The 26,350-nt window shown below is 71.5% G+C and carries 20 protein-coding genes, 6 tRNA genes and 2 pseudogenes; 18 read left to right on the top strand and 10 right to left on the bottom strand.

The features are described from left to right. Positions 1 to 73 precede the first annotated feature (73 nt). From cbiE to ACSMXV_RS09645, 4 genes are all read left to right on the top strand, one after another. Positions 74 to 1,324, top strand: coding sequence for a precorrin-6y C5,15-methyltransferase (decarboxylating) subunit CbiE (gene cbiE, locus ACSMXV_RS09660; RefSeq protein WP_473177266.1), 1,251 nt, complete (start codon positions 74 to 76; stop codon positions 1,322 to 1,324). Positions 1,325 to 1,732: 408 nt separating this feature from the next. Further along, on the top strand, positions 1,733 to 6,040 hold the full coding sequence (gene cobT, locus ACSMXV_RS09655; RefSeq protein WP_473177265.1) for a nicotinate-nucleotide--dimethylbenzimidazole phosphoribosyltransferase: 4,308 nt from the start codon (positions 1,733 to 1,735) through the stop codon (positions 6,038 to 6,040). A gap of 296 nt (positions 6,041 to 6,336) precedes the next feature. Then, positions 6,337 to 7,581, top strand: a complete 1,245-nt coding sequence (gene cobA, locus ACSMXV_RS09650) for a uroporphyrinogen-III C-methyltransferase (protein WP_473177264.1) — start codon at positions 6,337 to 6,339, stop codon at positions 7,579 to 7,581. A 64-nt stretch (positions 7,582 to 7,645) separates the two neighbouring features. Beyond that, on the top strand, positions 7,646 to 8,545 hold the full coding sequence (locus ACSMXV_RS09645) for a TrmH family RNA methyltransferase (RefSeq protein ID WP_473177263.1): 900 nt from the start codon (positions 7,646 to 7,648) through the stop codon (positions 8,543 to 8,545). 92 nt (positions 8,546 to 8,637) lie between these two features. Here the strand turns inward: ACSMXV_RS09645 and ACSMXV_RS09640 are convergent. Next, positions 8,638 to 9,869: pseudogene (locus ACSMXV_RS09640) on the bottom strand (iron chelate uptake ABC transporter family permease subunit); the annotation flags it as partial. A gap of 172 nt (positions 9,870 to 10,041) precedes the next feature. Beyond that, positions 10,042 to 11,442 (bottom strand): serine/threonine-protein kinase, encoded by a 1,401-nt coding sequence (locus ACSMXV_RS09635; protein WP_473178873.1) that lies wholly within the window; start codon positions 11,440 to 11,442, stop codon positions 10,042 to 10,044. A gap of 195 nt (positions 11,443 to 11,637) precedes the next feature. Here ACSMXV_RS09635 and ACSMXV_RS09630 point away from each other — a divergent pair. The 4 genes and pseudogenes from ACSMXV_RS09630 to ACSMXV_RS09615 all read left to right on the top strand — a co-directional run bounded on the left by ACSMXV_RS09630 (position 11,638) and on the right by ACSMXV_RS09615 (position 14,120). Next, positions 11,638 to 12,008 (top strand): annotated as a pseudogene (locus tag ACSMXV_RS09630) (hypothetical protein). Positions 12,009 to 12,246: 238 nt separating this feature from the next. After that, the gene (locus ACSMXV_RS09625; RefSeq protein WP_473177262.1) at positions 12,247 to 12,456 is read left to right on the top strand and encodes a hypothetical protein; all 210 of its coding nucleotides are present in this window, start codon (positions 12,247 to 12,249) and stop codon (positions 12,454 to 12,456) included. 318 nt (positions 12,457 to 12,774) lie between these two features. Next, positions 12,775 to 13,725: a phosphotransferase family protein gene (locus ACSMXV_RS09620; protein ID WP_473178872.1), complete on the top strand. Its 951-nt coding sequence runs from the start codon at positions 12,775 to 12,777 to the stop codon at positions 13,723 to 13,725. A gap of 89 nt (positions 13,726 to 13,814) precedes the next feature. Next, a complete protein-coding gene (locus ACSMXV_RS09615) occupies positions 13,815 to 14,120 on the top strand; it encodes a TFIIB-type zinc ribbon-containing protein (protein ID WP_473177261.1) in 306 nt (101 codons plus the stop codon). An 86-nt stretch (positions 14,121 to 14,206) separates the two neighbouring features. Here the strand turns inward: ACSMXV_RS09615 and ACSMXV_RS09610 are convergent. The 5 genes from ACSMXV_RS09610 to ACSMXV_RS09590 all read right to left on the bottom strand — a co-directional run bounded on the left by ACSMXV_RS09610 (position 14,207) and on the right by ACSMXV_RS09590 (position 14,719). Next, positions 14,207 to 14,278, bottom strand: a tRNA-Val gene (locus ACSMXV_RS09610). A gap of 30 nt (positions 14,279 to 14,308) precedes the next feature. Beyond that, a tRNA-Val gene (locus ACSMXV_RS09605) sits at positions 14,309 to 14,380 on the bottom strand. A gap of 84 nt (positions 14,381 to 14,464) precedes the next feature. Then, positions 14,465 to 14,536 (bottom strand) — tRNA-Val (locus ACSMXV_RS09600). A gap of 1 nt (position 14,537) precedes the next feature. Further along, positions 14,538 to 14,611 (bottom strand) — tRNA-Cys (locus ACSMXV_RS09595). 35 nt (positions 14,612 to 14,646) lie between these two features. Then, positions 14,647 to 14,719, bottom strand: a tRNA-Gly gene (locus tag ACSMXV_RS09590). Between the two features lie 224 nt (positions 14,720 to 14,943). On the opposite strand from ACSMXV_RS09590, the gene ACSMXV_RS09585 reads away from it, so the two are divergent. The 3 genes from ACSMXV_RS09585 (at position 14,944) to ACSMXV_RS09575 (ending at position 17,795) form a co-directional block, all read left to right on the top strand. Beyond that, positions 14,944 to 16,002: a chorismate-binding protein gene (locus tag ACSMXV_RS09585; protein ID WP_473177260.1), complete on the top strand. Its 1,059-nt coding sequence runs from the start codon at positions 14,944 to 14,946 to the stop codon at positions 16,000 to 16,002. Between the two features lie 42 nt (positions 16,003 to 16,044). Continuing rightward, positions 16,045 to 16,866, top strand: a complete 822-nt coding sequence (locus ACSMXV_RS09580; protein ID WP_473177259.1) for an aminotransferase class IV — start codon at positions 16,045 to 16,047, stop codon at positions 16,864 to 16,866. A gap of 104 nt (positions 16,867 to 16,970) precedes the next feature. Continuing rightward, positions 16,971 to 17,795 carry a GNAT family N-acetyltransferase gene (locus tag ACSMXV_RS09575; protein ID WP_473177258.1) on the top strand — a complete coding sequence of 275 codons (825 nt, stop codon included), beginning with the start codon at positions 16,971 to 16,973 and terminating at the stop codon, positions 17,793 to 17,795. A gap of 105 nt (positions 17,796 to 17,900) precedes the next feature. Here the strand turns inward: ACSMXV_RS09575 and ACSMXV_RS09570 are convergent, their stop codons facing one another. Further along, complete coding sequence (locus tag ACSMXV_RS09570; protein WP_473177257.1) at positions 17,901 to 18,428, bottom strand: DsbA family protein; 528 nt, start codon at positions 18,426 to 18,428, stop codon at positions 17,901 to 17,903. A 321-nt stretch (positions 18,429 to 18,749) separates the two neighbouring features. Between ACSMXV_RS09570 and ACSMXV_RS09565 the strand changes: the two genes are divergently transcribed. After that, positions 18,750 to 19,196 (top strand): hypothetical protein, encoded by a 447-nt coding sequence (locus tag ACSMXV_RS09565; RefSeq protein WP_473177256.1) that lies wholly within the window; start codon positions 18,750 to 18,752, stop codon positions 19,194 to 19,196. A gap of 121 nt (positions 19,197 to 19,317) precedes the next feature. Then, positions 19,318 to 19,476, top strand: a complete 159-nt coding sequence (locus ACSMXV_RS09560) for a hypothetical protein (protein WP_181657231.1) — start codon at positions 19,318 to 19,320, stop codon at positions 19,474 to 19,476. A gap of 105 nt (positions 19,477 to 19,581) precedes the next feature. On the opposite strand, the gene ACSMXV_RS09555 is transcribed toward ACSMXV_RS09560, so the two are convergent. Together ACSMXV_RS09555 and ACSMXV_RS09550 are read right to left on the bottom strand one after the other, a co-directional pair. Further along, positions 19,582 to 20,139, bottom strand: a complete 558-nt coding sequence (locus ACSMXV_RS09555; protein WP_181657230.1) for a CGNR zinc finger domain-containing protein — start codon at positions 20,137 to 20,139, stop codon at positions 19,582 to 19,584. A 661-nt stretch (positions 20,140 to 20,800) separates the two neighbouring features. Further along, positions 20,801 to 21,214: an SsgA family sporulation/cell division regulator gene (locus ACSMXV_RS09550; protein WP_003959770.1), complete on the bottom strand. Its 414-nt coding sequence runs from the start codon at positions 21,212 to 21,214 to the stop codon at positions 20,801 to 20,803. 194 nt (positions 21,215 to 21,408) lie between these two features. Here ACSMXV_RS09550 and ACSMXV_RS09545 point away from each other — a divergent pair, with 194 nt between their 5' ends. From ACSMXV_RS09545 to ACSMXV_RS09525, 5 genes are all read left to right on the top strand, one after another. Continuing rightward, positions 21,409 to 21,849 carry a TIGR02611 family protein gene (locus ACSMXV_RS09545; RefSeq protein ID WP_473177255.1) on the top strand — a complete coding sequence of 147 codons (441 nt, stop codon included), beginning with the start codon at positions 21,409 to 21,411 and terminating at the stop codon, positions 21,847 to 21,849. A 768-nt stretch (positions 21,850 to 22,617) separates the two neighbouring features. Then, positions 22,618 to 22,689: transfer RNA gene (locus ACSMXV_RS09540), tRNA-Val, on the top strand. A gap of 585 nt (positions 22,690 to 23,274) precedes the next feature. Further along, entirely contained in the window at positions 23,275 to 24,486 is a 1,212-nt protein-coding gene (locus ACSMXV_RS09535; RefSeq protein ID WP_473177254.1) for an ABC transporter substrate-binding protein, read from the top strand. 14 nt (positions 24,487 to 24,500) lie between these two features. Next, on the top strand, positions 24,501 to 25,457 hold the full coding sequence (locus ACSMXV_RS09530; RefSeq protein ID WP_473177253.1) for a carbohydrate ABC transporter permease: 957 nt from the start codon (positions 24,501 to 24,503) through the stop codon (positions 25,455 to 25,457). Continuing rightward, on the top strand, positions 25,454 to 26,344 hold the full coding sequence (locus ACSMXV_RS09525; protein ID WP_473177252.1) for a carbohydrate ABC transporter permease: 891 nt from the start codon (positions 25,454 to 25,456) through the stop codon (positions 26,342 to 26,344). Before ACSMXV_RS09530 ends, ACSMXV_RS09525 begins: the two co-directional genes overlap by 4 nt. Positions 26,345 to 26,350 lie beyond the last annotated feature (6 nt).

The following is a 26,350-nucleotide window of genomic DNA, read 5'->3' as shown; positions in this document are numbered from 1 at the left end:
ACGCTCACGGTGCCCTCGGGCGCCGTCGTGCGCCCCCTGACGACCTGCGAGAACCCTCGGGAGACTGACGACGATGGCCGACCGGGTCACGGTGATCGGCTGGGACGGTTCGCCGCTGACCGACGCGGCGCGCTCCGCGCTCGCCGCGGCCACGCTCGTGGCCGGCGCGGGACACCATCTGTCGCTTCCCGAAGTGCCGGCGGCCGCCGAGCGGATCCGGCTCGGCAGCGTCTCCCTCGCCGCCCGCCGTATCGCCGCCCACCGCGGCACCGCCGTGGTACTGGCCGACGGCGACCCGGGCTTCTTCGGTGTCGTACGCACTCTCCGCGCCCCCGAATTCGGCCTCGAGGTCGAAGTGGTGCCCGCCGTCTCCTCCGTGGCCACAGCGTTCGCCCGCGCCGGAATGCCCTGGGACGACGCGCAGGTCGTGGTCGCCCACCCCCGTACCCTGCGGCGCGCCGTGAACGTGTGCCGCGCCCACACGAAGGTCGCCGTCCTCACCTCTCCCGGAGCGGGCCCCGCGGAACTCGGCCTGCTCCTCGAAGGCGTGCACCGTACGTTCGTCATCTGCGAGGAGCTCGGCACGGAGCGCGAACAGGTCACCGTCGTCACCTCCGACAAGGCCGCCGACCACACCTGGCGCGACCCCAACGTCGTCATCGTCATCGGCGGTCCCGTCACCGCGTCGGAGAACGGCAGCTGGATCGCCGGCCGCGACCAGACGGCCATCCCCGTGACCGAGGGCCCCGGCGGCCCTCCGTCGCGCGGCTGGGCGCTGCCCGCCGAGGAGTACGGCAGCGATCCCGACGAGGGCGAGACGGACCGCATGCGCGCCGCCCAACTCGCCCGCCTCGGCCCGCGCGTGGGCGACCTCGTCTGGGACATCGGCTCCGGCAGCGGCGCCTTCGCCACGGAGGCCGCACGTTTCGGCGCGGCCGTCATCGCCGTCGACCGCGACAGCGAGGCATGCGCCCGCACCCTCGCCGCCGCCCGCCGCTTCGGCGTCCAGCCGCAGATCGTGCACGGCGCCGCGCCGCACATCCTGGAGGACCTTCCCGAACCCGATGTCGTACGCGTCGGGGGCGGGGGAGTGGCGGTGGTCTCCGCCGTCGCCGACCGCCGCCCCGAACGGATCGTCACGCACGCCGCGACGCGCGACGAGGCCGAACTCATCGGCCGTGACCTGATGGAGCACGGATACGCCGTCGAGTGCGCACTGCTCCAGTCCGTCGAACTCGACACGCGCGCGTGGACCGAGAAAAAACGGACGGTTGCCTTCCTGCTCGCGGGAGTCCGTGAAGGGCGGATCGAGCCGCCTCGCTGAAGAGTGTCGGTCTTGTGACAGATGGGGCCGAACGGGCGCCCCCGTGCCCCTGTGACCAGACGGTGCGCGGTAGGCTGGCCGATCGTTGTACTGCACTCGGGTGACTGATGGTTCGTTGGTCAATGTCCGGAAAGCGCGCCCGTTTTGGGGGTGTGTGTGGTACGGCAGGGCCGGAGGGCGCGCGACGTGGCGCAGTCCACAGCGGGCCGTGGCGCATCGGGCTGCCGCGGTGGCGGTCCGACCGGAACAATGCCGGTTGACGGCATTGCCGGCGGTCCGTTCGTGCCGCGTGGCGCGCACGCTCGTTCTTCATGACGGGCGGTCGGTGCGCCGCTCCGGGCACAGGGGCTTCCCGGCCGAAGGCTGGGAACGGCCGAAGAAGCACTAACCGATGGGCGAGGGGTACGCATGACCGACACCGGCCAGGGCCCGGGCGAGGGACTGCCGGAGAGCGCAGGCATGGTGGAGCAGCCGGGCGTCTCCGCGCCCGGTGCGTACACCTACCTCGGTCCCTCCGAGAACCCCGCCGATGACGACGACCTGCTGTTGATGCCGGGCGCCCAGGGCGCATGGAGCGAGGGGCAGACGCCCGCGCCCGCCGCCGTCGCCCACGAGCCAGGGCCGCACGAGATGGCGGGCAGAGACAGCGGCTCGGTCGACCTGAGCGGCGTCCGTGTCCCCGCCCCGGCACCCTCGCCCTCGCCGGTGCGTCGCCCGCTGCACCTCGGCCCGCCCGTGCCGGACAGCAGCGCGAGCCCTGTACGTTCGCTCGCCGACCGTGGCCCGGCCGGCACGCCGCCAAGCCCGGTGTCCGGGCGCCACGCGGGCCCGCCGACCAGCGGTCCCGAATACCTCGACATTCCGGGTGCCGGCACCGGTTCCTCCGTGGCGCAGGCAACCGGTGAGACCGCGCCTGGCGCTGCCACGGCGTGGGCACCTCAGGCTCACCCCGAGGCAGTCGGCGCCGTCCATGGAACCCCCGCAGAAACGGTCGGTCCGGACACCTCCGCGCAGCCTGCGCCGACGGCCGGCGCCGATGTGCCGGATTCCGCGGACGCGGCCCTGGCCCCGTCCGTTACGGACGCGGCCCTCGACCCGGCCGCCACAGACGCGGCCCTCGACCCGTCCGCAGCGGGCGTCGGGCAGCCGACGCATGCCATGGACGCCGGGCAGTCAGCGCACGCCATGGACGCCAGGCAGTCAGCGCAGGCCATGGACGCCGGATCGCTTGCACCTGGCGCCGATGCGGCGGCGCAGATTCAGCACGGTGAAGAGGCAGTGCAGCCGCCGCAGGGCGCAGATCCCGCATATGCGCAGCAGGCCCCCGCGGAGTTCGCATACGCGCCGCACGGCGGACAAGACGTGCAGGCTCAGCACGCGGGCGTGGCCGCTCACGCGGGGTACGTCGCTCAGCAGGCCGCGGACGGGGCCCAGTTCGCGCACGCCGCCGACGCCCACCAGCAGCCGGGCCAGGCGCCCGCTCCGGATGCCGGGGCGCACACGTTCCCTGTCACGACCCCGCCCTCGGCCTCCGTGTTCACGGCCGAATCCGGCCAGTTCGCGTACGCGGACGAGTCCGCCCCGGCAGGCCCGCCGTCGACCGGTGAGCAGTTCTCCCTCGACCTCACGCGGGAAGCCGAGCCGGTGCATGTTCCGCACGAAGCGCAGGCCCTGAACACCCCGTTCACCTCGGACGCCGTGCAGGCGGAGCAGTCCACCGGGTTCTCCGACGCTACGCATGGCTCACACGAGCAGTCGTATCCGGGAACGCTGATGAACGAGGCGCTGCCGGTGGCGCAGGGCGATCCGCTCGCCCACGCCGACCAGGCTCAGCAGATTCCGGCCACGCGCGACGAGGGGCAGGCGGGTATCGCCCCCGCGGCCGCGGATGTCCAGGCCGCCGCCGAAACCCCTGCCGCGCCGACCGGCGTCGCCCCGCACACCGAGGGCGCCAGTACGCAACTCGAGGCGTCCGGCGTGCCCGAGGGGTCCGACGTACTGCCTGACGGGTCCGGCGTGCTGCCCGACGGGTCTGACGTACTGCCCGCGGCGTCCGGCGTGCTGCCCGACGGGTCCGGCGAGGTGCCGGTCGCGTCGGCGCTCGAGGCCCAGGGTGCCCAGCCGATCGGCGAGTTCGTGCCCGTCGAGGGTTCGGTGCCGACGACGCCGCACCTGGCGCCCACGCCCCCGCACGCCCTGAAGGTGCCGCCCGTGCCTCCGCTGGAGGAGCAGGCCGAAGCCACCGTCGTCGCGAACGCCGAGACGGTGGAGCCCACCGAGGAGGCGCCGCAGCCGGTCGCCGTGGCCCCGGAGCCCGTTGCCGAGCCCATCGCCGCCCCGGCCGACACGCAGGTCGGTGCCCCCGTCGCCGTGACGGTGGACGAGTCCGCCGTCGTACCGGCAGAGGAGCCGTCCGCCGTACAGGACGCGGACGACACCGTCGTCGTACCGGCCGAGGAAACACCCGCCGCACCGGCTGAGGAAACACCCGCCGCACCGGCCGACGGGACGCCGGTAACACCGGCCGGGGAGACGACCGTCACCCTGGCGGAGACACAGACTCCCGTCGCGCCGGCACAGGACGACATGGCCGGGCCCGCCGCCGGGACCGCGGAAGCGTCCTCCCAGGATGCCGAGCCCGAGCCCGAGCCCGAGCCCGAGCCGGAGTCCCGGCCCGAACCCGCGCCGGCCGTCGCCCCGGTCCCCGAACAGGGCACCGCCCCGGTCGTGCCCGAGCAGGAGCCCGTCAGCACCGTGCCCGAGCAGGAGCCCCTGGGCACCGTGCCCGCGCCGCGCGACGGCGAACAGCCCACACCCGTTCCCACCGCGGAGGCAGCACCCGTGCCGGACAGGGACGTCCAGGAGCCCGAGCCGCTCGTCGCGCAGAACGCGGACAGCCTCGACACACAGGGGGCCCCTGAGGCCACGGCAGGGGGAGGGGCCGAGGCCGTCGGCCTCGCGGGAATCCCGGGGCAGCAGGCCGGCCCCCCGGCCCCCGGTTACGAGGACGCCGAACGTGAGGCCGTCCTGCGCGTCATGCGCGAGCGCCGAGACATCCGCAACGGCTTCCGCAGCGACCCCATCCCGCACGAGGTCCTGCTCCGCGTGCTGGAGGCGGCGCACACCGCGCCGTCCGTCGGCCACTCCCAGCCCTGGGACTTCGTCGTCATCCGCTCCGCCGAGACCCGGCAGACGATGCACGAACTGGCCATGCGCCAGCGCGAGGCGTACGCCAAGTCGCTGCCCAAGGGCCGCGCCAAGCAGTTCAAGGAACTGAAGATCGAGGCCATCCTCGAGACCCCGGTGAACATCGTCGTCACCGCCGACCCGACCCGTGGCGGCCGCCACACCCTCGGCCGCCACACGCAGCCGCAGATGGCCCCGTACTCCTCGGCGCTCGCCGTCGAGAACCTGTGGCTGGCCGCGCGCGCCGAGGGTCTCGGCGTCGGCTGGGTCAGTTTCTTCGACGAGCGCGAGATGGTACGTACGCTCGGCCTGCCCGAACACCTGGAGGTCGTCGCATACCTCTGTGTCGGATACGTCGAGGAGTTCCCGGAGGAGCCGGAGTTGATGCAGGCCGGCTGGTCCAAGCGCCGCCCGCTGTCGTGGGTCGTCCACGAGGAGACGTACGGCCGCCGCGCCCTGCCCGGCGAGCAGCCGCACGACCTGCTCGCGGAGACCGTCGCGGGCATCCGTCCGCTGGACGCCAAGGCGCTCGGCGAGGCGTGGGAGCGCCAGAAGCGCATGACGAAGCCCTCGGGCGCACTCGGCATGCTCGAGATCATCTCCGCCCAGCTCTGCGGCCTGTCCCGGATGTGCCCGCCGCCGATCCCCGAGCCCGCCGCGGTCGCGATCTTCGCCGGCGACCACGGTGTGCACGCCCAGGGCGTCACCCCGTGGCCGCAGGAGGTCACCGGCCAGATGGTGGCCAACTTCCTCGGCGGCGGTGCCGTATGCAACGCCTTCGCCAACCAGGTGGGCGCCGAGGTCTGCATCATCGACGTGGGCGTCGCCTCCGACCTGCCGGCGACCCCCGGCCTGCTGCCCCGCAAGGTGCGCGCAGGCACCGCCGACATGACGACAGGCCCCGCGCTGACCCGCGAGGAGGTCAGGGCGGCCATCGAGGTGGGCATCGAGACGGCCCGCGACCTGGTGGCCGCCGGCAACAAGGCGCTGCTCACCGGCGAGATGGGCATCGCCAACACCACGGCGTCCGCCGCGCTGATCTCGGTCTTCACGGGCGCCGACCCGGCCGAGGTGACCGGCCGGGGGACCGGCATCAACGACGAGACTCTGGCCCGGAAGACCGAGGTCGTCCGTCGCGCACTGGAGCTCCACCAGCCCGACCCGACCGACCCGATCGGCGTGCTCGCAGCGGTCGGCGGACTCGAACACGCGGCGATGGCGGGCCTGTTGCTGGGCGGCGCGTCCCTGCGTACGCCCGTCATCCTCGACGGCGTGAGCGCGGGCGCCGCCGCGCTGGTGGCCCGTGCGATCGCCCCCGAGGTGCTGGCGGCCTGCATCGCGGGCCACCGCAGCGCCGAGCCGGGCCACATGGCAGCCCTCAACAAGCTGGGCCTGCGCCCCCTGGTCGACCTGGACCTCCGCCTGGGCGAGGGCACGGGCGCCCTCCTGGCCCTGCCCTTGGTCCAGAGCGCAGCACGGGCCATGCACGAGGTGGCGACGTTCGACTCGGCGGGCGTAACAGAGAAGTAGCGTTCGCGGCTGTGGGCAGTCGTTCCTCCCCCAGTGCCTTAAGGGCCTGGGAGGTACCCCCAGGGCGGAACGGGTGGGCACAGCCCCACGACATACCCGCACCGGCGGGGCCCGGGGGCTGAGCCCCCCACGCGGCGGAGCCGCATATCGATACAGCCGGGAAGGGGCGGGCTTGGGGAAAGGAAACCGCCCCACCCCCGCCGTATCGTGGACCCGCACCCTAAAATCCGCACGTCAAGGGCCGCTCCAGCGCCGCAGCGCCCATCGCACCGCCCGCAAGAGGAGCCGCACCTCCCATGGTCGAAAACCCCGCCTACCCCGTAGGCCTCCGCCTGACCGGCCGCCGAGTCGTCGTCCTGGGCGGCGGCCAGGTGGCCCAGCGCCGCCTCCCGGCGCTCATCGCGGCGGGCGCAGACGTCCACCTCGTATCCCCGGAGGCGACCCCCTCCGTGGAGGCCATGGCGGACGCGGGCGAGATCACCTGGCACCGCCGCCGGTACGAGGACGGGGACCTGGCGGAGGCCTGGTACGCCCTGATCGCGACCAGCGACGCCGAGGCGAACACCGCCGCCTCGGCCGAGGCGGAGCGCCACCGCGTCTGGTGCGTCCGCTCCGACAACGCCGACGCCGCCACCGCCTGGACGCCCGCGACGGGCCGTAGCGAGGGCGTCACCGTCGCCGTACTCACCACCGACGCCCAGGGCCGCGACCCACGCCACACGGCCGCCATCCGCGACGCTGTGGTCGAGGGCCTGCGCGACGGCACGCTGGTCGCCCCGCACCACCGCACCCGCACCCCCGGCGTGGCGCTCGTCGGCGGCGGCCCGGGCGACCCGGACCTGATCACGGTGCGCGGCCGCAGGCTGCTCGCCGAGGCCGACGTGGTGATCGCCGACCGGCTCGGCCCGCGCGACCTGCTGGCCGAACTGCCGCCGCACGTCGAGGTCATCGACGCGGCGAAGATCCCCTACGGCCGCTACATGGCCCAGGAGGCCATCAACAACGCACTCATCGAGCACGCCAAGGCGGGCAAGTCGGTCGTACGGCTGAAGGGCGGCGACCCGTTCGTCTTCGGCCGCGGCATGGAGGAGGCGCAGGCACTCGTCGAAGCGGGCATTCCGTACACCGTCGTGCCCGGCATCTCGAGCTCGATCTCCGTTCCCGGCGCCGCAGGGATCCCCGTCACGCATCGCGGAGTCGCTCACGAGTTCACCGTCGTCAGCGGCCATGTCGCGCCGGACGACGAGCGGTCGCTGGTCGACTGGGCGGCGCTCGCCAAGCTGCGCGGCACCCTGGTCGTCCTCATGGGCGTCGACAAGATCGGGAAGATCGCCGAGACGCTCGTGGCGCACGGCAAGCCCGCGGACACGCCGGTCGCCCTGGTCCAGGAGGGCACGACGGCCGCTCAGCGCCGCGTCGACGCGACCCTCGCCACGGTCGCCGAGACCGTACGGACGCACGAGGTGAAGCCGCCCGCGGTCATCGTCATCGGCGAGGTCGTGAACGTCTCCGCCGACGGGACCACGGCCGGCGTCGAGTAACCCCGGGTAACAGAAGTCGTTCCCAGCCGTTGGCACCACCTCCAGGACAAGGCAGTATCACCCTGTGGCCGATCTCATCACCGTTGAGGATCCCGCCGATCCGCGCCTGCGCGACTACACGGGCCTGACCGACGTCGAGCTGCGCCGCAAGCGCGAGCCCGCCGAGGGCCTGTTCATCGCCGAGGGCGAGAAGGTCATCCGGCGCGCGAGGCACGCGGGTTACGAGATGCGCTCGATGCTGCTGTCCTCGAAGTGGGTCGACGTCATGCGCGACGTCATCGACGAGGTCCCGGCCCCGGTCTACGCCGTCAGCCCGGACCTCGCCGAGCAGGTCACGGGCTACCACGTGCACCGTGGCGCGCTGGCCTCGATGCAGCGCAAGCCGTTGCCGACGGCCGAGGAACTCCTGGAGACGGCCCGCCGGGTCGTCGTCATGGAGTCGGTGAACGACCACACCGACATCGGCGCGATGTCGCCTTCGGGTCTACAAGCGGAACGTGCAGTTCGGCGCGTCGCCGTCTTCGAAGATATCGTCGATCACGCCAACATGGGGGCTGCCTTCAGAAACGCCGCAGCCCTTGGCGTCGACGCGGTCCTCCTTACCCCCCGCTGTGCCGATCCCCTCTACCGCAGGTCGGTGAAGGTCTCGATGGGGGCCGTCTTCCAGGTGCCGTGGACACGCCTGGAGTCCTGGCCGAAGGACGCCGAGCTCCTGCGGTCTGCGGGCTTCACGGTCGCTGCACTCTGCCTGAGTGACCGGGCGATCACCCTCGACGAGCTGGCCGCGCGGGAGTACGAGAAGCTGGCCCTGGTCTTCGGCACGGAAGGCGACGGCCTCACCCCCGAGGCCCTCGCCGCGGCCGACGAACACGTTCGCATCCCGATGGGCGCCGGTGTCGACTCCCTCAACGTGGCAGCCGCCTCGGCGGTGGCCTTCTACGCGACCCGCCCGAGGCACGCCTGAACCCGGCGTGCAGCACTTCCGCGGGCAGTAGCGGTCGGCGCCGCCCATCGGGGTTCCCCGGCGCCCTTGGAGTGGCGGGTGGCGTGCGTGTCCTACCGGCGACTGCGCATGAGCAGATGGAGGAAGTACGGCGTGCCGATCACCGCGGTCATCAGTCCGGCGCCCAACTGAGCCGGCGCGATCACGATTCGGCCTATCAGGTCGGCGGTGCAGACGAGCACAGCGCCGAGGAGCACCGCGACCGGGACCACCCGGGCGTGCTGGCGGCCCACCAGGGCCCGGGCCGCGTGCGGTGCCACGAGCCCCACGAAGCCGATCGTGCCCGCGGCTGCCACGGCGGTGGCGCTGAGCAGGACGCTCAACACCAGGAAGCCCAGGCGCCCTCGTGCCAGATCGAGCCCCAGGAGCCTGGGGGTGTCCTCGTCCAGCGATACGAGGTCGAGTTCGGTGCGCCGCAGCACCGCGACGAGCACGCCTACGGTGAGCACGGCCGCGAGCGGTGCCACGTCCGGCAGGGTTCGCCCGTAGGTGGAGCCCGACGCGCCAGCCAGGTGAGGGCCTTCGTCGCGTTGAACGGGTCGGTGAGGACGATGAGCAGGCTGATCAGCGCGGCGGTTCCGGTGGCGACGCCGAACCCGACGAGGACGAGCCGGTTCTGCTGGAATCCGTCTCGCGCGGCGAGCCCGAAGACGACGACGGAGCTGATCGCCGCGCCCGCGAACGCGGCACCGGCCACGCCCCATGATCCGGCCACGGGCACCGTCGTGACGAGGAGCACGGCGCCGAGCGCGGCTCCGCCGGAGACGCCCAGGATGCCGGGTTCCGCGAGCGGATTGCGGGTGACGGCCTGGACGAGTGTTCCGGCCAGGGCGAGGGCCGCGCCCGCGAAGAGCGCGGCGAGGACCCGGGGCACCCGGGTGTCCAGGACGAAGCCGACGGTGCGGCCCGCCCTGCCCTGGGCCCAGTTCACCACGTCGCCCAGCAGCAGCTTGCTGTCGCCCAGCAGCACGGCGGTGATGGTCACACCGACGAGCACGGCCGCCAGGACGGCCACGACGAGGCTGGTGGCAACGCCCGTCGGTACGGCGACCGCGGTGTCCGCCGGCACGATCGCGCGCAGGAGCACGTCCGAGCCGAGTACCAGCGCGGCACCGGAGGCCGTCCACGTCGCCACCGCGAACATCACGGCGAGGAAGCCGAAGAGCAGTGGGCGGGACCCGAGCGCCCACCGGACGACGGCCGCGACCGCGGCCAGCTGCACGGTCGCCCGAAGCCCGGCGGTGACGATCGCGCGGGTGTGCCCGAGGCTGGCCAGCGCTGTCACCGCTCAACGGCGTCACCGAGAGACGCGTCTGCGAGTACGCGGCCACGGCGGGACGGCGGGGCGCCCGTGCCGCGAGGCGCCGCGGGACGGCATCGGCTGCGGTGTGCGGTGGCCGGTTGCGGCTGAAGGAGTCGCAGGCTGAGCAGTGGCCGCAGAGGCTGGGCCGCAGGCTCTACTGCGGAGCGTCCCCGCCCCGGGCATCTCCGCCGTGCAGGTACTGCGCCGAACCCCGTGCCCCATCGCCCGCGGCACCGAGCCCGCGGGCCGGCCCCTGGCAGCCCTGCGCCGCCGCGATACCCAGCGCCACCAGCAGCGTCACCACCACGAACACGAAGAGCCGCTGGCGAAGCAGCCGCGGATTGGCGGGCCGACGGCCGGTCCCCGTCGTCCTGGGCGCCGGACGTCCGGCACCACTGCGCGGCGCCGGACGGCTCCCGGAGCGCGTTCCGTTGCGGGACGGCGTGGGCCGGGACCCGGCGCTCCTCGACGGGGTGTTCCGCGGCGGAGTACTACGGGCCGGCGTGCTCCGTGATGACGGGGTGTCCCTGGACGGCGACGGCGCGTTCCGGGACGAGGCGGAGCGGCCCCCCGAGCGCGAGCCGCCGTTGGAGCCCCGCGGGGGAACCCCCTGGGCACCCCGTTCGGTGCGCTGCTCCGTGTATCGCTCGGTGTACTGCTCGGTGAGCCGGCCCGTCGGGCGGTCGGCCTCCCCACGCGGCGCCGGCGACCGGGCGTCCGTCAGACTCTGCGCCTCCCTTGCCGCGATCTCCTTGAGCCTCAGCGACAGCTGCAGCGTGCTGGGGCGCTCCTCCGGGTCCTTCGCGAGGCACGCGCGGACCAGCGGAGCCAGCGCATCGTGCACACCGTCCAACTGCGGCTCCTCGTGCACCACCCGGTAGAGCATGACCTCCGAACTGCCGTGCCCGAAGGGCGAGTCGGCGGTCGCCGCGTACGCGAGGGTGGCACCCAGGGCGAAGACGTCCGTGGCGGGCGTGACGGCCGCGCCCCGCACCTGCTCGGGCGCGAGGAAGCCCGGCGACCCCACCGCCGTACCGACGTGCGTGAGCGTGCTCGCGCCCGTCGCCCAGGCGATGCCGAAGTCGATGATCCGCGGGCCCTTGGGGGACAGCAGGATGTTGGAGGGCTTGAGGTCCCGGTGCACGACACCCGCCTCGTGCACGGCGACGAGCCCCTCCGAGAGGGCGGCGCCGACGGCGGCCACATCGGCCGCCGTCAGCGGACCCTCCTCGGCGACCTTGTCGTGCAGCGAGGGCCCCGGAACATACTGCGTGGCGAACCACGGCCGGTCCGCCTCGAGATCGGCGGCGACGAGCCGGGCGGTGCAGCCGCCGCGGATACGGCGGGCGGCCGACACCTCGCGCGCGAACCGCGAGCGGAACTCCTGGTCCTCGGCGAGATCAGGCCGGATCACCTTCAGCGCGACCCGCTGGCCACGCCGGTCGGAACCGAGATAGACCACACCCATTCCGCCGGCGCCGAGCCGTCTGTGCAGCCTGAACGAGCCGACGACACGCGGGTCCTCGCGCCTCAGGCGCATCATCGCCATGTCCATCCCCGCTGCCCGGTCCGTCTGACGAGCCACAGCTTACGTTTCCGCGGCCGAGTGCGTGCAAAGGCCGCGCCTTCACGGCCCGATCGATTGTCAGTGCCGGGTGGGAAACTTGAAGAGTGGCCAGGGAAGGGGGATCCGTGGCCGCTCGTCATGGCCCGGATCCCCAACCATCCGTCGTCGAAGGGGGATTGGCCGGTGAAGGGTGATCGCGTGGAGATAGTCGTGGACGCGGGGGACACGACACATGGGGGTCCCCCCTGCTCTGGGGGTCCCTCCCAGGCCCTTAAGGCACTGAGGGAGAAGCCGAGAGCTTGGGGGAGTACGAGGTGGTGGCGAGCCGTGCAGGCCGCCGCGCGGAGACGGCTGTGCGCCGGGGCGTCGTCGAGGTGAGCGAGGTCACCCGGTGGGGGTACCGCCCACGCCCTTAAGGCTGTGGGGGAGGCTCGGTGGTGCGCACGGCCCGGTTCATGGCGAATCGTGTGCTCGCCCTGGTCGAGCAGCCCGTGCCGCGCGAGGACAGTTCGGAGCAGACCGGGCGTTCCCTCAGGGGAGACCCGGAGTCCTAGGTCCCCTTCTCCACCCAGGGGAGTATGCGGCCCGCGGCCGCTCATCCTGGCGGATGCCCGGCAATCGGTACGAGGGCATGACGCCCGGCATCGCCCGCGCGCCTAGATTTGAGGTCAAGCGGCGGGTGCAGCACTCGTCCCCCGAGGTCAAGCACCCGCCGCTTGCCAGGCTCGAGGCGGCTCGAGCCGCAGAGCACACAGACAAGCAAGCACAGAGAGATCTGGTCAGGGAGGGACCATGGCGGACACGGCACCGCGGACCATGATCCGCAGGCAGGGGCGCAGGGCATACCTCGCCGCGTTCGGCACCAGCCGGTCCGGCCAACGCCACCCGCTGGTGGCGACCGCCATGGTCCTTCCGCTGGCGACCCTCCTCGTGGTCGTCTTCGGCGGCTGGGAGGCAGTGGTCACACAGGCGTCGTCCGTGGGCGTGATGCTGGGGCGTTGAGAGGCGCCCCAGGCCCGGAAGAGCGGTCCGGGCGGGGACATCCGGCCATGAAACCCCGTGGGGACGGGGGTGCGGCGGACGGCACAGATGCCCGCGCAGCTGGGGAGCTGCGCGGGCACCTTTTTGCGCCTGAGCCGGCGCCGCTCTCGCGGGCACCTTTTTGCGCCTAAACCGGCGCCGCTCTCGCGGACCTTGTTGCTCGCTGCTGTGGTTCCTCAATTGATGGTTGCGGTGGGGTTCAAGGGATAGCCACCAGTCCAGCGTGGGCTTGCGTACGCTCATGCAGTGCCCGGCCCGTTCACCGCACACCAAGGGGACCTGTTGCCCGCAGACGTACTGCCCGCGCTGACCGCCAAGGCGCGGGCCGCCACCCACCAGAGGAGCGCCGTCTGCACCTGCACCACCCCCGACACCGTGCTGGCCGACCGCGCCGACGGCACAGTCGTCCGCCACGGGGACACGGTGGCCAAGGCCCACGCCCCCGGCACGGACCCCGTCGAACTCTCACAGCGCCTGGCAGTCGCCGCGCACCCCCACCTGAGCGGCATCCTCCTGCCCCCGCTCGGCCCGACGCCGCTCGCCCCGACGCCGGTCGACCTGCACGGCCGCCTGGTCAGCTGCTGGCCGTACGGCACCCCGGTCGACCCCGAGGCCCCCGAAGACGCCCCATGGGAAGAAGCCGCCACGCTCCTGGCCCGCCTCCACTCGACCCCGCCCTCCACGCTCCGGGCGGGGCTCCCGCCGATGCGGGGCCCTGCCAAGGCGGCCCGCGCGATCGCCAGGCTCCGGGCGGCGGGCCCCCACCCCGCTGCCGCGCAGGTGCTCCGCGCCTGGTCCTCCCTTCCCGCCTGGGCCCGCGCCGAGGCACCGATGCCGGGCGCCGGGGCCCTGTGCCACGGCGATCTGCATCTCGGCCAGCTCGTACGCCACCCGGCCCCCGAGGGGCCCTGGCTGCTGATCGACGTGGACGACCTGGGCCTGGGCGATCCCGCATGGGATCTCGCGCGCCCGGCGGCCTGGTACGCCTGCGGTCTCCTCCCGCCGGACGAGTGGACCCGCTTCCTGACCGCTTACCGGCGGGCGGGCGGCCCCGCCGTCCCCGTGGACGGCGACCCCTGGGCCGCGCTCGACGTTCCGGCCCGCGCGTTGACCGTACAGACCGCCGCCCTCGCCATCGTCAAGTCCGTCGCCGCTGATCGCCCGCTCGACGAGGTGCAGCAGGCCGTCGTGGAAGCCTGTGGCCGAATGGTTGCGATACCGAGCAGTTGATGCCCGAGGACGCGAAGTAGGGTGCAACGGACCGAAGCCGGGCAGAGTTCCGGCGAAGCGGCAGCGACCGGCGAGGAGTTGAGCCCACCATGCAGTGTCCGAAGTGCCATGCACGGATGCACACCTACAACCGCAACGGCGTCGAGATCGAGCAGTGCAGCGGTTGTCGCGGGATATTTCTCGACTACGGCGAGCTCGAGGCCCTGGCCCGCCTCGAGGCCCAGTGGTCGCAGCCGGGCCCGCCGCACCAGGGCGCTCCGCAGGCGTACCCGCCGGCCCCGCCCGCCGCGCCTGCCTGGGGTGCCCCGCACGGCGGCCATGGCGGTCACGGAAGCCACGGTCACTACGGGCACGGCCGGCACAAGAGCTTCGGCCACATGCTCTTCTCGTCCTGAGCAAGGGGGGCGGGCCCGGGCGACCCCGGGCCTTCCCCGAGAGCACGACGAAGCCCCCGGTCGCATGACCGGGGGCTTCGGTTGTGTGGACGATACTGGGATTGAACCAGTGACCTCTTCCGTGTCAGGGAAGCGCTCTCCCGCTGAGCTAATCGTCCGGGATCACGACCGGAGCCGTGAGCACTGCGTGCGCGATACTGGGATTGAACCAGTGACCTCTTCCGTGTCAGGGAAGCGCTCTCCCGCTGAGCTAATCGCGCGGGAAGATCCGTACGGATCCGCGAAGATCCTTGGGATCAGGCCGTCGGACGTCGATCCTTCGAGGACCGGACCGTGCAGACCAGTGGACGATACTGGGATTGAACCAGTGACCTCTTCCGTGTCAGGGAAGCGCTCTCCCGCTGAGCTAATCGTCCTTGGAGGTGGAGACGGGATTTGAACCCGTGTAGACGGCTTTGCAGGCCGTTGCCTCGCCTCTCGGCCACTCCACCTGGAGCGTAGGGGGTCGGGAAGATCCCCCACTTCGAGCGGACGACGAGGCTCGAACTCGCGACCTCAACCTTGGCAAGGTTGCGCTCTACCAACTGAGCTACGTCCGCCTGTCGTTTCGGTTCGCTTGCGCGTCCCGGCGACGTGTTGAACTCTAGCGGATTCCTGGGCCAGCACAAAAACGCGTTTACGCAGCGTGCTGCGCCGCGGCGCCCCCGGCACACCCGCAAGGCGCCGGGAAAGCACTTGCCGGGCAGCCACAGAGGGCCCCCAGACGTACGTGCAAGGGATGCACGAGGCACCGTCCCAGAACGCCCGACCTAGACTCTCAGCCGTGCACAGCCCCCCTCCACTCTCCTCCCGAACGGCATCGACGGCCCCGTTGGCTCGCTTCGGCGGCGTCGTCGCCCGCGATCTCCTCGACGTCACCAACGACCCCGCGGCCCTGGACTCCAGGGGCTTCTGGGCCGTGGCCGCCGACTTCGAGGGGCGGCTGGTCTGCGCCCGCTTCGGGGACGTACGCAGGGAGCCCGTGCCACTGCCGTCGCCGGGGGCCTGGCACGGGCCGGCGGCCGGTGACTGGACGTCGTCGCTCGACCGTGACGCGTACACGGCGGGTGTGCGCCGCATCCGCGAGTACATCGCGGCCGGCGAGGTCTACCAGGCCAATCTCTGCCGCGTCCTGTCCGCGCCCGTCGCGCCCGACGCCGATGTGGACGCGCTCACCTCGCTGCTGGCGCGCGGCAACCCGGCCCCCTATGCCGGAACGATCCGTCTGCCCGGCCACGGCGTGGAGATCGCCAGCGCCTCGCCCGAGCTCTTTCTGCGCCGCGACGGGCGCCTCGTCGAGTCGGGGCCGATCAAGGGCACCGGCCGCACCGAGGCGGATCTGCTCGACAAGGACCGTGCCGAGAACGTGATGATCGTGGACCTCGTCCGCAACGATCTCGGGCGGGTCTGCGAGACCGGTTCCGTGACCGTCCCCGACCTCTGCGTCGTCGAGAAGCACCCGGGTCTCGTCCATCTCGTCTCGACCGTCCGGGGTGAGCTGCGCGAGGACGCCGGCTGGCCGGAACTGCTGGACGGGACCTTTCCTCCCGGTTCCGTCACCGGCGCCCCGAAGTCCAGCGCCCTGCGGATCATCGAGGAGCTGGAGACGGCACCCCGCGGCCCGTACTGCGGCGGAATCGGCTGGGTCGACGCCGACCGGCGCACCGGCGAGCTCGCCGTGGGCATCCGGACCTTCTGGATCGACCGCGTGGAGGGCGTCCTCCGCTTCGGCACGGGCGCGGGGATCACCTGGGGCTCGGACCCCGAGCGCGAGTGGGAGGAGACCGAGCTGAAGGCGTCACGGCTGCTCGCGGTAGCGTCGGGGGAGTACCCGGCGGCGTAGTCCGGGGGTGTGGGACGTACGAGGCGAGTGGAGGACCCCCACGTGAAGATCTGGCTCGACGGTGGGCTGCAGGACCTCGACGCCGCCCGCGTCTCCGTTTTCGATCACGGTCTGACGGTCGGCGACGGCATCTTCGAGACGGTGAAGTCGGCCGACGGCCGGCTCTTCGCGCTGACCCGCCACCTCGACCGGCTCGCCCGCTCGGCACGCGGCCTCGGGCTGCCCGAACCGGACCTGGACGAGGTACGCAGGGCCTGCGCGGCCGTCCTCGAGGCCAACCCCATGCCGCTGGGCCGGCTCCGGATCACGTACACCGGCGGTCTTTCGCCGCTCGGGTCGGACCGCGGCGACCACGGCCCGACCCTGGTCGTGGCGCTCGGCGAGGCGGCCCGGCGCCCGGACACCACAGCCGTGATCACCGTCCCCTGGACCCGCAACGAGCGCGGCGCGCTCGCCGGACTCAAGACCACCTCGTACGCCGAGAACGTCGTGGCCCTCGCCCGCGCCCACCAACAGGGCGCTACCGAGGCACTGTTCGGCAACACGGTGGGGCAGCTGTGCGAGGGCACGGGATCGAACGTGTTCGTCGTCCTCGACGGCGAGATCCATACGCCCCCTGTGGCCTCCGGATGCCTGGCCGGCATCACGCGTGCGCTGACGATCGAGTGGACCGGCGCCCACGAGACGGACCTGCCGCTCGACGTGCTGGACCGCGCGGACGAGGTGTTCCTGACGTCCACGCTGCGCGACGTGCAGGCCGTCCACCGCGTCGACGGCCGGGAACTGGCGGACGGACCCGGCCCTGTGACCGCGAAGGCGATGCGGATCTTCGACGAGCGGGCCGCGGACGACCTCGACCCGTAAGGTCCCTCCTGGTCCCTCCAGGTATCTGCCGAGGTGTTCTCGGTGGCCTCGTAGGCGCCGGAATTCGGATGACCCGGGGTCCGGAGGTGGGTAGAACAGCCCTGATGACGACGACCCTGCGGCCGATCGAGCCGCTCCAGCACGATGCCGGCGGGGCACGCTCGCGCCGCTATCAGGTGTGCGTGAACAGCCGTCCCGTAGGCGCGATACATCTCGGCACGCACCCCGTCTTCGGACCTGCCGCGGCCCAGATACGCGAGCTGCACATCGACGAACGGGACCGCAGGCGCGGCCGGGGAACCGTCGCCGCGCTCGCGGCTGAGGAAGTCGCGCGCGGCTGGGGCTGCAGGCGAATCGAGGTCTCGGTGCCCGCCGACGCCGAGGCAGCGCTCCGGCTGGTCACGGCTCTCGGCTACGTGCAGCGCAACCGCGGCATGGAGAAACCGCTCGGCACCACCCCGCCCGCACTGCCGGAGGGAAGCCTGGGCCGGCCCATGACGGAGGCCGAGTACGGTCCGTGGCTGGAGCACGGCAAGAAGCACTACGCCCAGAGCTGGATCAAACGGGGCGTCTCGGAGGCCGAGGCCCGGGCGAAGTCCGAGAAGGATCATGCGACCCTGCTGCCCGACGGTCCGGCCACCCCCGACATGCTTCTCAGCGTCCTGGAACACCAGGGCGACGCGGTCGGCACCCTGTGGGTGGGGCTGCGCGACGACGACGCCTTCGTCTTCAATGTCGAGGCCGACGAGCGGTACCGCGGCCGGGGCCACGGCCGCTCGTTGCTGCTGCTGGCCGAGGCCCAGGCCATCGCCGCCGGAAAACCCCGCATCGGCCTCAACGTCTTCGCGGGCAACACCCCTGCCGAGCGGCTCTACGAGTCGCTGGGGTACGCACCGACGGTGTACGCCATGTACAAGGACCTGCTGTAGGGGCGGGGCGCAGCGTGGAAAGCGGGAGCCGGCAAGCCGCTGCCGGGCGACCCTCACGGGCCCGGGTGCTCGCCCGCCGGTGCCGGGGAGGAAGTCGCCTGGAGGCTACGCTTCCCGCTCGCCCAGCAGCCGGTCGGCGATCTCCTCGATGCGCTCGCGAAGCCCTTCCTGGCTCTTGCCGCCGTCCAGGCGCTCGTCGCCGATGACATACGTGGGCGTACCCGTCACACCGATCGCCTTGCCCTCCGCCTGGTCGGCGTCGACGATCAGGATGTGCCGGCCGTCGATCAGGGCGGTGTCGAACTCCTCGGCGTCCAGGCCCAGTTCACTCGCCACCTCCACCAGGAACGGCTCGCCCTTCCGCTCCAGTTCCTCGACGCGGCCGAGCACGGCCTCCACGTACGCCCAGCCCTGGCCCTGCACCTCGGCCTCCTCGGCCGCCTGGGCGCCGGCGAACGCGTACTTGTGCTTCTCGAGGGGGAAGTGCCGCAGCCGCAGCTCCAGCCGGTCGCCGTAACGGGCGCGCAGTGCGCGGAGATCGTCGAGGGCGGTGCGGCAATCGGGACACTGGAGCTCGCACCACACCTCCAGAACAGGGCGTGCCGTGGTGCTTGCGGGGGTGGAGTCGCTCATGACTCCAGTCTCCCAGCCGCCCGGGTGCCGCCCCAACCGGAGTCGCCCCCTCCGGCTCGACGGTGCCGCTGCCGCTGTGGGCGGTCGTGCCGCTGGGGCGGCACGGGTGGGCACAGCAGCAGCACCCCGACGGCGGGTTCGCCGCAGTCCAGGGTCAGGACCACCTGGTCCTGGTCCTGGGGACCTGGACCTGGGAAGGATCCCGTACCCGGAGATCTCCCTGAGGTCCCGACGCACCGTGGCCCCGGGGCCACGGCCCGGTGCAGGATGGGAGGGGACGAATCGCCCCAGCCCGACTGTCTGCCCTGCCTGGAGGACCGGATGATTGCTGAGACCGTCTGTTCCGCCGTCTCCGCGGCCGGCCTCGGCATTGCCGCGATCACGGCGTACCGCAAACGCTTCCTTGCGGCGGCCCGCATCGCGGCGTACTCGCTGGTCCCGCTCGGCCTGGTCATGACCGGGGCCGTGGAGTGGCTGGCCCGTACCGCGTTCAGCCCGGTGGCCTGGGCGGGCTTCGCGGTGCTCGGCGGTGCCTGGCTGCTGTTCATGACGACCCGGGCGGTCGAGCGGCGCCGCGGTGGGACCCGCAAGGAGCGCAATGAGGCGAAGGCCGCCGCCCGAGGAGCCGCGGTGGAGCCCTCGGCCTCGGTCCCGTCCCTCGGTCAGGCCGCACGTCCCGCCCCTCGGCCCAAGACCAAGTCCGGCGGCGCCGACGCCGCGGACGACTTCAGCGACATCGAAGCCATCCTCAAGAAGCACGGCATCTGACATCGCCCCCACGGCAGCCGTGACCCTCACCCTCCTCATGTCAAGGATTTCGGCGAACTACCGCTTCGCTCGGGCGTGTTGATCGCGCAGCGGGCATCCGCTGCGCCATCATCACCCCGAGATGCTGGACACATCACAGGGCGATGCCGCCCCTCCGACTCCGGCCGACGAGCGTCGCGGGTGCCTCTTCGCGCTCTCCCAGCCGCCCCTGATGATCTTCTTGGCGGTGATCGGCATTCTGCTGCTCATGGCATCAGTGCATGATCTCTTCCTGCTGTGACCGGTGATCAAGGGACCTGTGGCTGATGATCACAGGGCTGCGTCAAGGGACTGCCCTGCCTGGCATCAAGGACTGCCCTCCCTGGCCATCCCCGAGCAGGGTGTTTCAGCTCGCGGCTTCCTTACGCCGTGCCCGGTACGCCGCTACGTGCAGTCGGTTGCCGCAGGTGCGGCTGTCGCAGTAGCGGCGTGAGCGGTTCCGGGACAGATCCACGAAGGCGTGCCGGCAGTCGGGCGCCTCACAGCGCCGTAGCCGGTCCTGCTCCCCGGCCACGACGAAGAACGCGAGGGCCATGCCGCAGTCGGCCGCCAGATGGTCGGCGACGGACGCACCGGGCGCGAAGTAGTGCACATGCCAGTCGTAGCCGTCGTGATCGGTGAGCCGGGGCGTCGTGCCTGCCGCGGCGACCAGCTCGTTGATCAGGCCGGCGGCGGCCCGGGCGTCGGCGGCGGCGAAGATCCCGGCGAAGCGGGTCCGCACGCGACGCACGGCGGCCAGGTCGTGCTCGGTCAGGACGCCGACGTCGCTGATTTCGTGCTTTCGTACGAAATCGGCCAGGGCTGTGACCGTCGCGAGCCCGTCGGTCTCGTCGATCTCCGGCGCGGTGTTCACCAGATCGACCACGGTATCGAGGGCACACCGGGTGTCGTGGGTGATCAGCACGAGTCGCTCCCTGGCCTGGGGGTCGGGCAGAGCCCGCCGATGCAGGCCGATGCTAGCGGCTCTGGGTTGCGGACCATCAGCCCGGGACGCGGCTCTGGGTTGCGGGCATCAGCCCGGGAGGCCGAGCCGGACCTGGCCCGGCCCACGCGATCTGGCTCGGCCTGGCATCGCTGCCGCACCCGATCCCGCCCACGCGTCGGAGCCGCACCTGGTCCGCCCCACGCGTCGGCGCGGAACCCGGTCCGGCCAGCACGTCGTGGCCGTACCCCGCGCCGGCCACGCATCGCCGCCGTACCCGCATCGGCCCACGCGTCGGCGCGGATCCGGTCCGGGCAACACGTTGGCGCAGCACGTGTCCGGCCACGCTCCGGCGCCGCACTAGCGTCCGCACCGCATCGCGCCGCACTCGGCCCGGCCGCACGTCGGCGCCGCACTCGGCCCGGCCACCGGTCGCGCGTCGGCGGCGTACCCGGTCCGGTCGCGCGTCGGCGCCGTACCCGCGCCAGCCGCGCATCGCCGCCGTACCCGCACCGGCCCACGCGTCGGCGCCGCCCCGCGGTGCAACCCGTGGCGGCGGCGCCGGCGCATGCCCTATGCGGTTGTCGTGGCCCGAGCCGTCTCCCCGAGTGGACGGCGCCGGGCTGCTCTGAGTCCGGCCTCGTTAACTCTCCGCCAGGATGTGTGAGAGCTCTGTGTCGAGGTCGAAGTGGCGATGCTCCGTGCCCGGAGGCACCGCCGCGTCCGTTCGCTTCAGGAACGATTCGAGGGCCCGCGCAGGGGCCTCCAGGAGGGCCTCGCCTTCGGGCGAGCTGAGGGCGATGCAGACGACGCCCTGACCGTGGCTGCGGGACGGCCAGACGCGGACGTCGCCGGTGCCTGTGGGCCTGTGCAGGCCCTCGGCGAGGAGGTCGCGGGCGAACACCCACTCGACGGTCTCCTCGGCTCCGGTGTGGAAGGTGGCGTGCACGGCATACGGATCGGCCGTGTCATACCGCAGTCCTGCGGGAACAGGCAGTGAGGACTCGCTCGACACAACGAGGCGCAGGTGCAGCTCGCAGCTGACCGTGGTGTTCATAAGCGCCAGGGCCTTTCGCTCAGTGTGCGCTCGGGGATTCGCACGTCGGCGAATTCGACATGCCACCTACGGTGCCGTTGTAAACCCCTCTGAGTGTTTTGCGTGTCTTTAGGTAGCTCGTACGGCGGAGTGTCGGTTCGTCCGCAAGGGCCATTCCGGTGATTGACTTTTTCTGTCCGGTAGGGTTTCCCCGTATGAATACGGGGAGTGACGAACCGGGGGAGGCCGCCGTGGCATCCGACGCGAAGGCGACATCCGAAGAGTCCGAGCTGGGCTCGCGGGCGCCGCAATTCATCAAGGCGCGCCGAGCGCTGCACCTGAGCTGGCAGGTCGGCGTCTTCGTCGCGGGGCTCGCGGTGGTCGCAGCCGGCGTGATCATGCTTCCGCTGCCGGGCCCGGGCTGGCTCGTGATCTTCGGCGGCATGGCGATCTGGGCGACCGAGTTCGTCTGGGCACAGCTGGTGCTGCGCTGGACGAAGCGCAAGGTCACCGAGGCGGCACAGCATGCGCTCGACCCGAAGGTCCGGCGCCGCAACATCATCCTGACGACCATCGGACTGGTGATCGTTGCCGTGCTGGGCGGGATCTACGTGTGGAAGTTCGGCCTCGAGATGCCGTGGAACATCGACCAGTGATCGCCGGGCTGTGACCTTGGCGGTCGGCCGCCTGGGCGCCGGACGATGCCTTCCCGCGTCCCGCACTCGGCTGGGGCGGGTCCGCCGGCCGCCTGCGGTCGCTGGCGTCCGCGCTCGGGCCCGGCACCAGTCTTCGATCAGCCGGGCCCTCGGGTTCTCGGGCCCTCCGGCCCTCCCTCGTACTGCCTGCGGTCGTCGGCTGCCCGGGGCGCTCGGTCCGCCGCCACTCCTTGCCCTACGTCCGTCCATTGGTCTCCCTGAGGGTCGCCTAGGCTCGGCATCGACCGGTCTGCTGCCCGCGGCCGGACCTCAGCCTGCGCCGACCCTCATGCTGCTTCCGGCGACGGTCCGGCGACGGTCCGGCGGTGGTCGCCGACGCGCGTCCCGGCCCTCGCCTGGTGAAGTCCTCGCTACGCCTTCTCCGGCTGCAGGCTGCCGGCTGCCGGCGCCCAGCCCTCGGCCCGCCCCGTCCCGCTGCGTCTGCGGTCCTCCGATGCCTGCAGCCGTCGGACGTCCCGCGCTCAGCCTGTGGGCACCAATCCTTGGCCAGTCCCGCCGCTGCCCCACCCGTGGCGCACGCCCTGTCTCCGGTCCTCGGGCCGCCTCCGTGCCACCCGGCCGCGTGTCGGCGGACGCGGCACTCTCGGCTCGGGCGGAAGAAGGCTTGCGGGCGGTGCCCGGCCCGCAGCCGTCTGCGGCTCGCCTCACCGCCCCTCGCGGGCTGGTCGGAAGCACCCGCTGACATGCGGTAATGTTCTCTGTGCGCCCGGGCGATTAGCTCAGTGGGAGAGCGCTTCGTTCACACCGAAGAGGTCACTGGTTCGAACCCAGTATCGCCCACCCCAAGTCTGCGGCCCGGAGGCTCCCAGCCTCCGGGCCGCAGTGCATTTCACAGGTGACCTACGACTGCGACGCCGTGACGCGCACGGTGGGCAGCTCGGCTCCAGGGCCGGTCATAGGGCATGTCCACAGACCACTACGGCCACTGTGCTCCTGCTGGCACGCGTGACGACAGCAGGCCGGAGCCCCCGCCCGACGCCCCCGACCGTGCAGCTCGCGCCAGAGCCGGTCGCACGATTCCCGCGACGGCGGCGCATCCCGGCGCCCGACCCGTGCAAGTCCGCGGCCCCATCCGGTCGCACGATTCCGGCGACGGCGCAGCGTCCCGCCGTACGGCCCGCCGAACAGCCTGCACGCGGCGCAACCCTGTCGCGTGCAGGCGTTATTGAAACGCTTCGAGAAATCCTGTCCGAATCGTTGACGGGGCTCCAGCCTCTTCGTACCTTGTGCCAGCAAGCGCTTGCTTGAAACGATTCACGATAAGTCATGATGTGGCGGGGAGGCCCAACTGTGCGTGCCGACGAGTCTATTGGGAGGCGGAAGCTCCTCATCGCTGGAGGTGCTTCGCTGGCCACTGTGGGGCTGATGGCAGCCGGCTGCGGGGGAGAGAGCGGCTCGGGCAGCGGTGGGACCGTCACCCTCCGTCACGCCTGGTGGGGCGGCGAGCCGCGGGCGGTGGCGATCAAGAAGTGCATCGCGCTGTTCGAGAAGAAGTACCCGAAGATCAAGATCCAGCCGGAGTTCACCGACTACCAGGCGTTCTGGGAGAAGTTCCAGACCCAGGCCGCGGGCGGCAACCCGCCGGACGTCTTCCAGAACGCCGTCGCCTTCCTGCGCAAGTACGACAAGCGCGGTGTGCTGATGGACCTCAACTCCCAGATCAAGGCCGGGAACCTCAGCCTTGACGGCTTCCGCGCCGGCGTGGAGGCCAACGGCCAGGTGGACGGCAAGCAACTCGGCATCCCGGTCGGTGCCAACACCATGTCGCTCGTGATCGACAACAAGGTCTTCGAGAAGGCCGGCATCAAGCCCGAGTTCGGCTGGACCTGGGACGAGTACTTCGACGCGCTCCAGCACATCAAGGACACCCAGAAGATCGCCGGAGACACCGGCTACTTCGGGATCATGTACCTCTACGACCTGTACCTGCGTCAGAACGGCAAGGCCTTCTTCACCGACGAGGGCCTCGGATTCACCGAGGACGACCTCATCCCGTGGTGGGAGGACGGCTACAAGCGCATCAAGTCGGGTGTGATCTGTGACCCGAAGAAGGTCGCCCAGGTCGCACCCAAGTCCGCGCTGTCGGCCGGGCTCGCGGCCTCCGAGTTCACCTGGGACAACTTCTCCGTCCGCTACGCAGGCGAGGGCCACCCGAACATCGGCCTCGCGCCGATCCCGACCGTGGACGGCAAGGACACCGGCCAGTACCTCGGCTCCCTGATGCTGTCGATCTCCAACAAGACCAAGCACCCCAAGGAAGCCGCCCAGTTCGTGGACTTCATGGTCCACGACCCCGAGGTCGGCAAGATCATGGGGTACGACCGCGGCATCCTGCCCACCGACGAGCAGTACGCGGCTTACACGCCGTCAGACGACCAGAACAAGGCTATCGCCGCGTTCGAGGAGCAGTGCGCCAAGGAGGGCGTGCTGGGCAAGATCACCCCGCACCCGTCCGGCGCCGACGTCGCCGAGGCCGCCTTCCTGCGTATCGCGGGCGACATCGGCCAGGGCAAGACCAAGGTGAACGCCGCCGTGAAGCAGTTCTTCAACGAGGCGAAGGCCGCCTTCGCGGCCTGAGGGGACATCGCACCATGACGCTCGTCAAGGACGCGCCCGTCCTGGCCCGGAGCGAGCGCTCCACCGGTCCCGCCGCAGCCAAGCGGCGGGGCCGGCGGGAGAGCCTTGCCGGATATCTGTTCATGTCGCCGTGGCTGGCGGGCTTCCTGCTGCTCACCGCCGGTCCGATGGTGGCGTCGTTCTACTACGCCTTCACCAACTACAACCTCTTCACCTCGCCCCAGTGGGTCGGCTTCGACAACTTCACCGCGATGTTCGAGGACCCCCGCTGGCGCAAGTCGGTCGAGGTCACCCTGAAGTACGTGGTGATCGGCACCCCGCTGAAGCTGCTCCTCGCGCTCGGCGTGGCGCTGCTGCTGGCGCAGAGCCGACGCGGCCAGGGCCTGTACCGGGCGGCGTTCTACATGCCGTCGCTGATCGGCGCGAGCGTCTCGGTCGGCTTCGTGTGGCGGGCGCTGTTCTCCGACAACGCGATCGTCGACAGCGGTCTGAAGGCCTTCGGCTGGAACCTGGGCGGCTGGATCGGCGACCCGGACCTCGTGCTCTACGCCCTGGTGGCGCTCACCGTCTGGCAGTTCGGCGCCCCCATGGTCATCTTCCTGGCCGGTCTCAAGCAGGTCCCGCGCGAGCTGTACGAGGCGGCCGAGGTGGACGGCGCGGGACCGCTGCGCAGGTTCTGGAGCATCACGCTCCCGATGATCTCCCCGGTGCTGTTCTTCAACGTCCTGCTGGAGACCATCCACTCGTTCCAGATCTTCGGCTCCGCGTACGTCGTCTCCGACACGTCCTGCGGCCCGGCGGACGGCACCCTCGTCTACACCTGTTACCTGTACCAGAAGGCGTTCAAGGAGACGCAGATGGGCTTCGCGTCCGCGATGGCCTGGATGCTGCTGCTCGCGGTCGCGCTGGTCACCGCGGTGCTGTTCTGGTCGCAGAAGAAGTGGGTGCACTACGAGGAGGGCGCCAAGTGAGCACCGCCAACGCCACCGTGCGGACCAACGCCACCGAGGCCGCGACGAGTTCGCGCCGCAGGACCGGCTCCGTCGTCTGGCATGTCTCCGCTGTCGCGGTCCTGGCCGTCGTCCTCTACCCGGTGCTGTGGGTGGTCGGGGCCTCGTTCAAGCCCGGCGAGGACATCATCGGTTCGCTGGACCTGTTCCCCGCCGATCCGATCCTGTCCAACTTCTCCGGGCTCGCGGACGGCATGGCCGGCATCCCCATTTCCACCTTCTTTCTCAACTCGCTGATGTACGCGGGGCTCGCCGTGGTCGGCGTTGTCGTCTCCAGCTCGCTCACCGCGTACGCTTTCGCGAAAATCCAATTCAAGGGAAAGAACCTTCTCTTCACCCTGATGATCGGGACCTTGCTGCTCCCTTATCACGTGCTGCTCATCCCGCAGTACGTGATGTTCCAGAAGCTCCAGCTCACCGACACCTACGTGCCGCTGCTGGCCGGCAAGTTCCTCGCCACCGAGGCCTTCTTCGTCTTCCTGATGGTGCAGTTCATGCGCGGCCTGCCGCGCGAGCTGGATGAGGCAGCCCGTCTGGACGGGTGCGGGCACCTGCGGATCTACTGGTCGGTCGTGCTGCCGCTGACCCGGCCCGCGATCATCACCACGGCGATCTTCACCTTCATCAACGCCTGGAACGACTTCCTGGGTCCGCTGATCTACCTCAACAACCCGGACCGGGCCACGGTCTCGCTGGCCCTCATGATGTTCCGCGACCAGCAGGGCATCTCCGACTACGGAGGCATGATCGCCATGGCGATGGCGGCGCTCCTGCCGGTGCTCGCCTTCTTCCTCGCCTTCCAGCGCTATCTGATCGACGGTATGGCGACCTCCGGACTGAAGGGCTGAGACGGC

The sequence above is a fragment of the Streptomyces sp. DSM 42067 genome (genome assembly GCF_055792885.1).
This window is presented reverse-complemented; position numbering and strand designations above follow the sequence as displayed.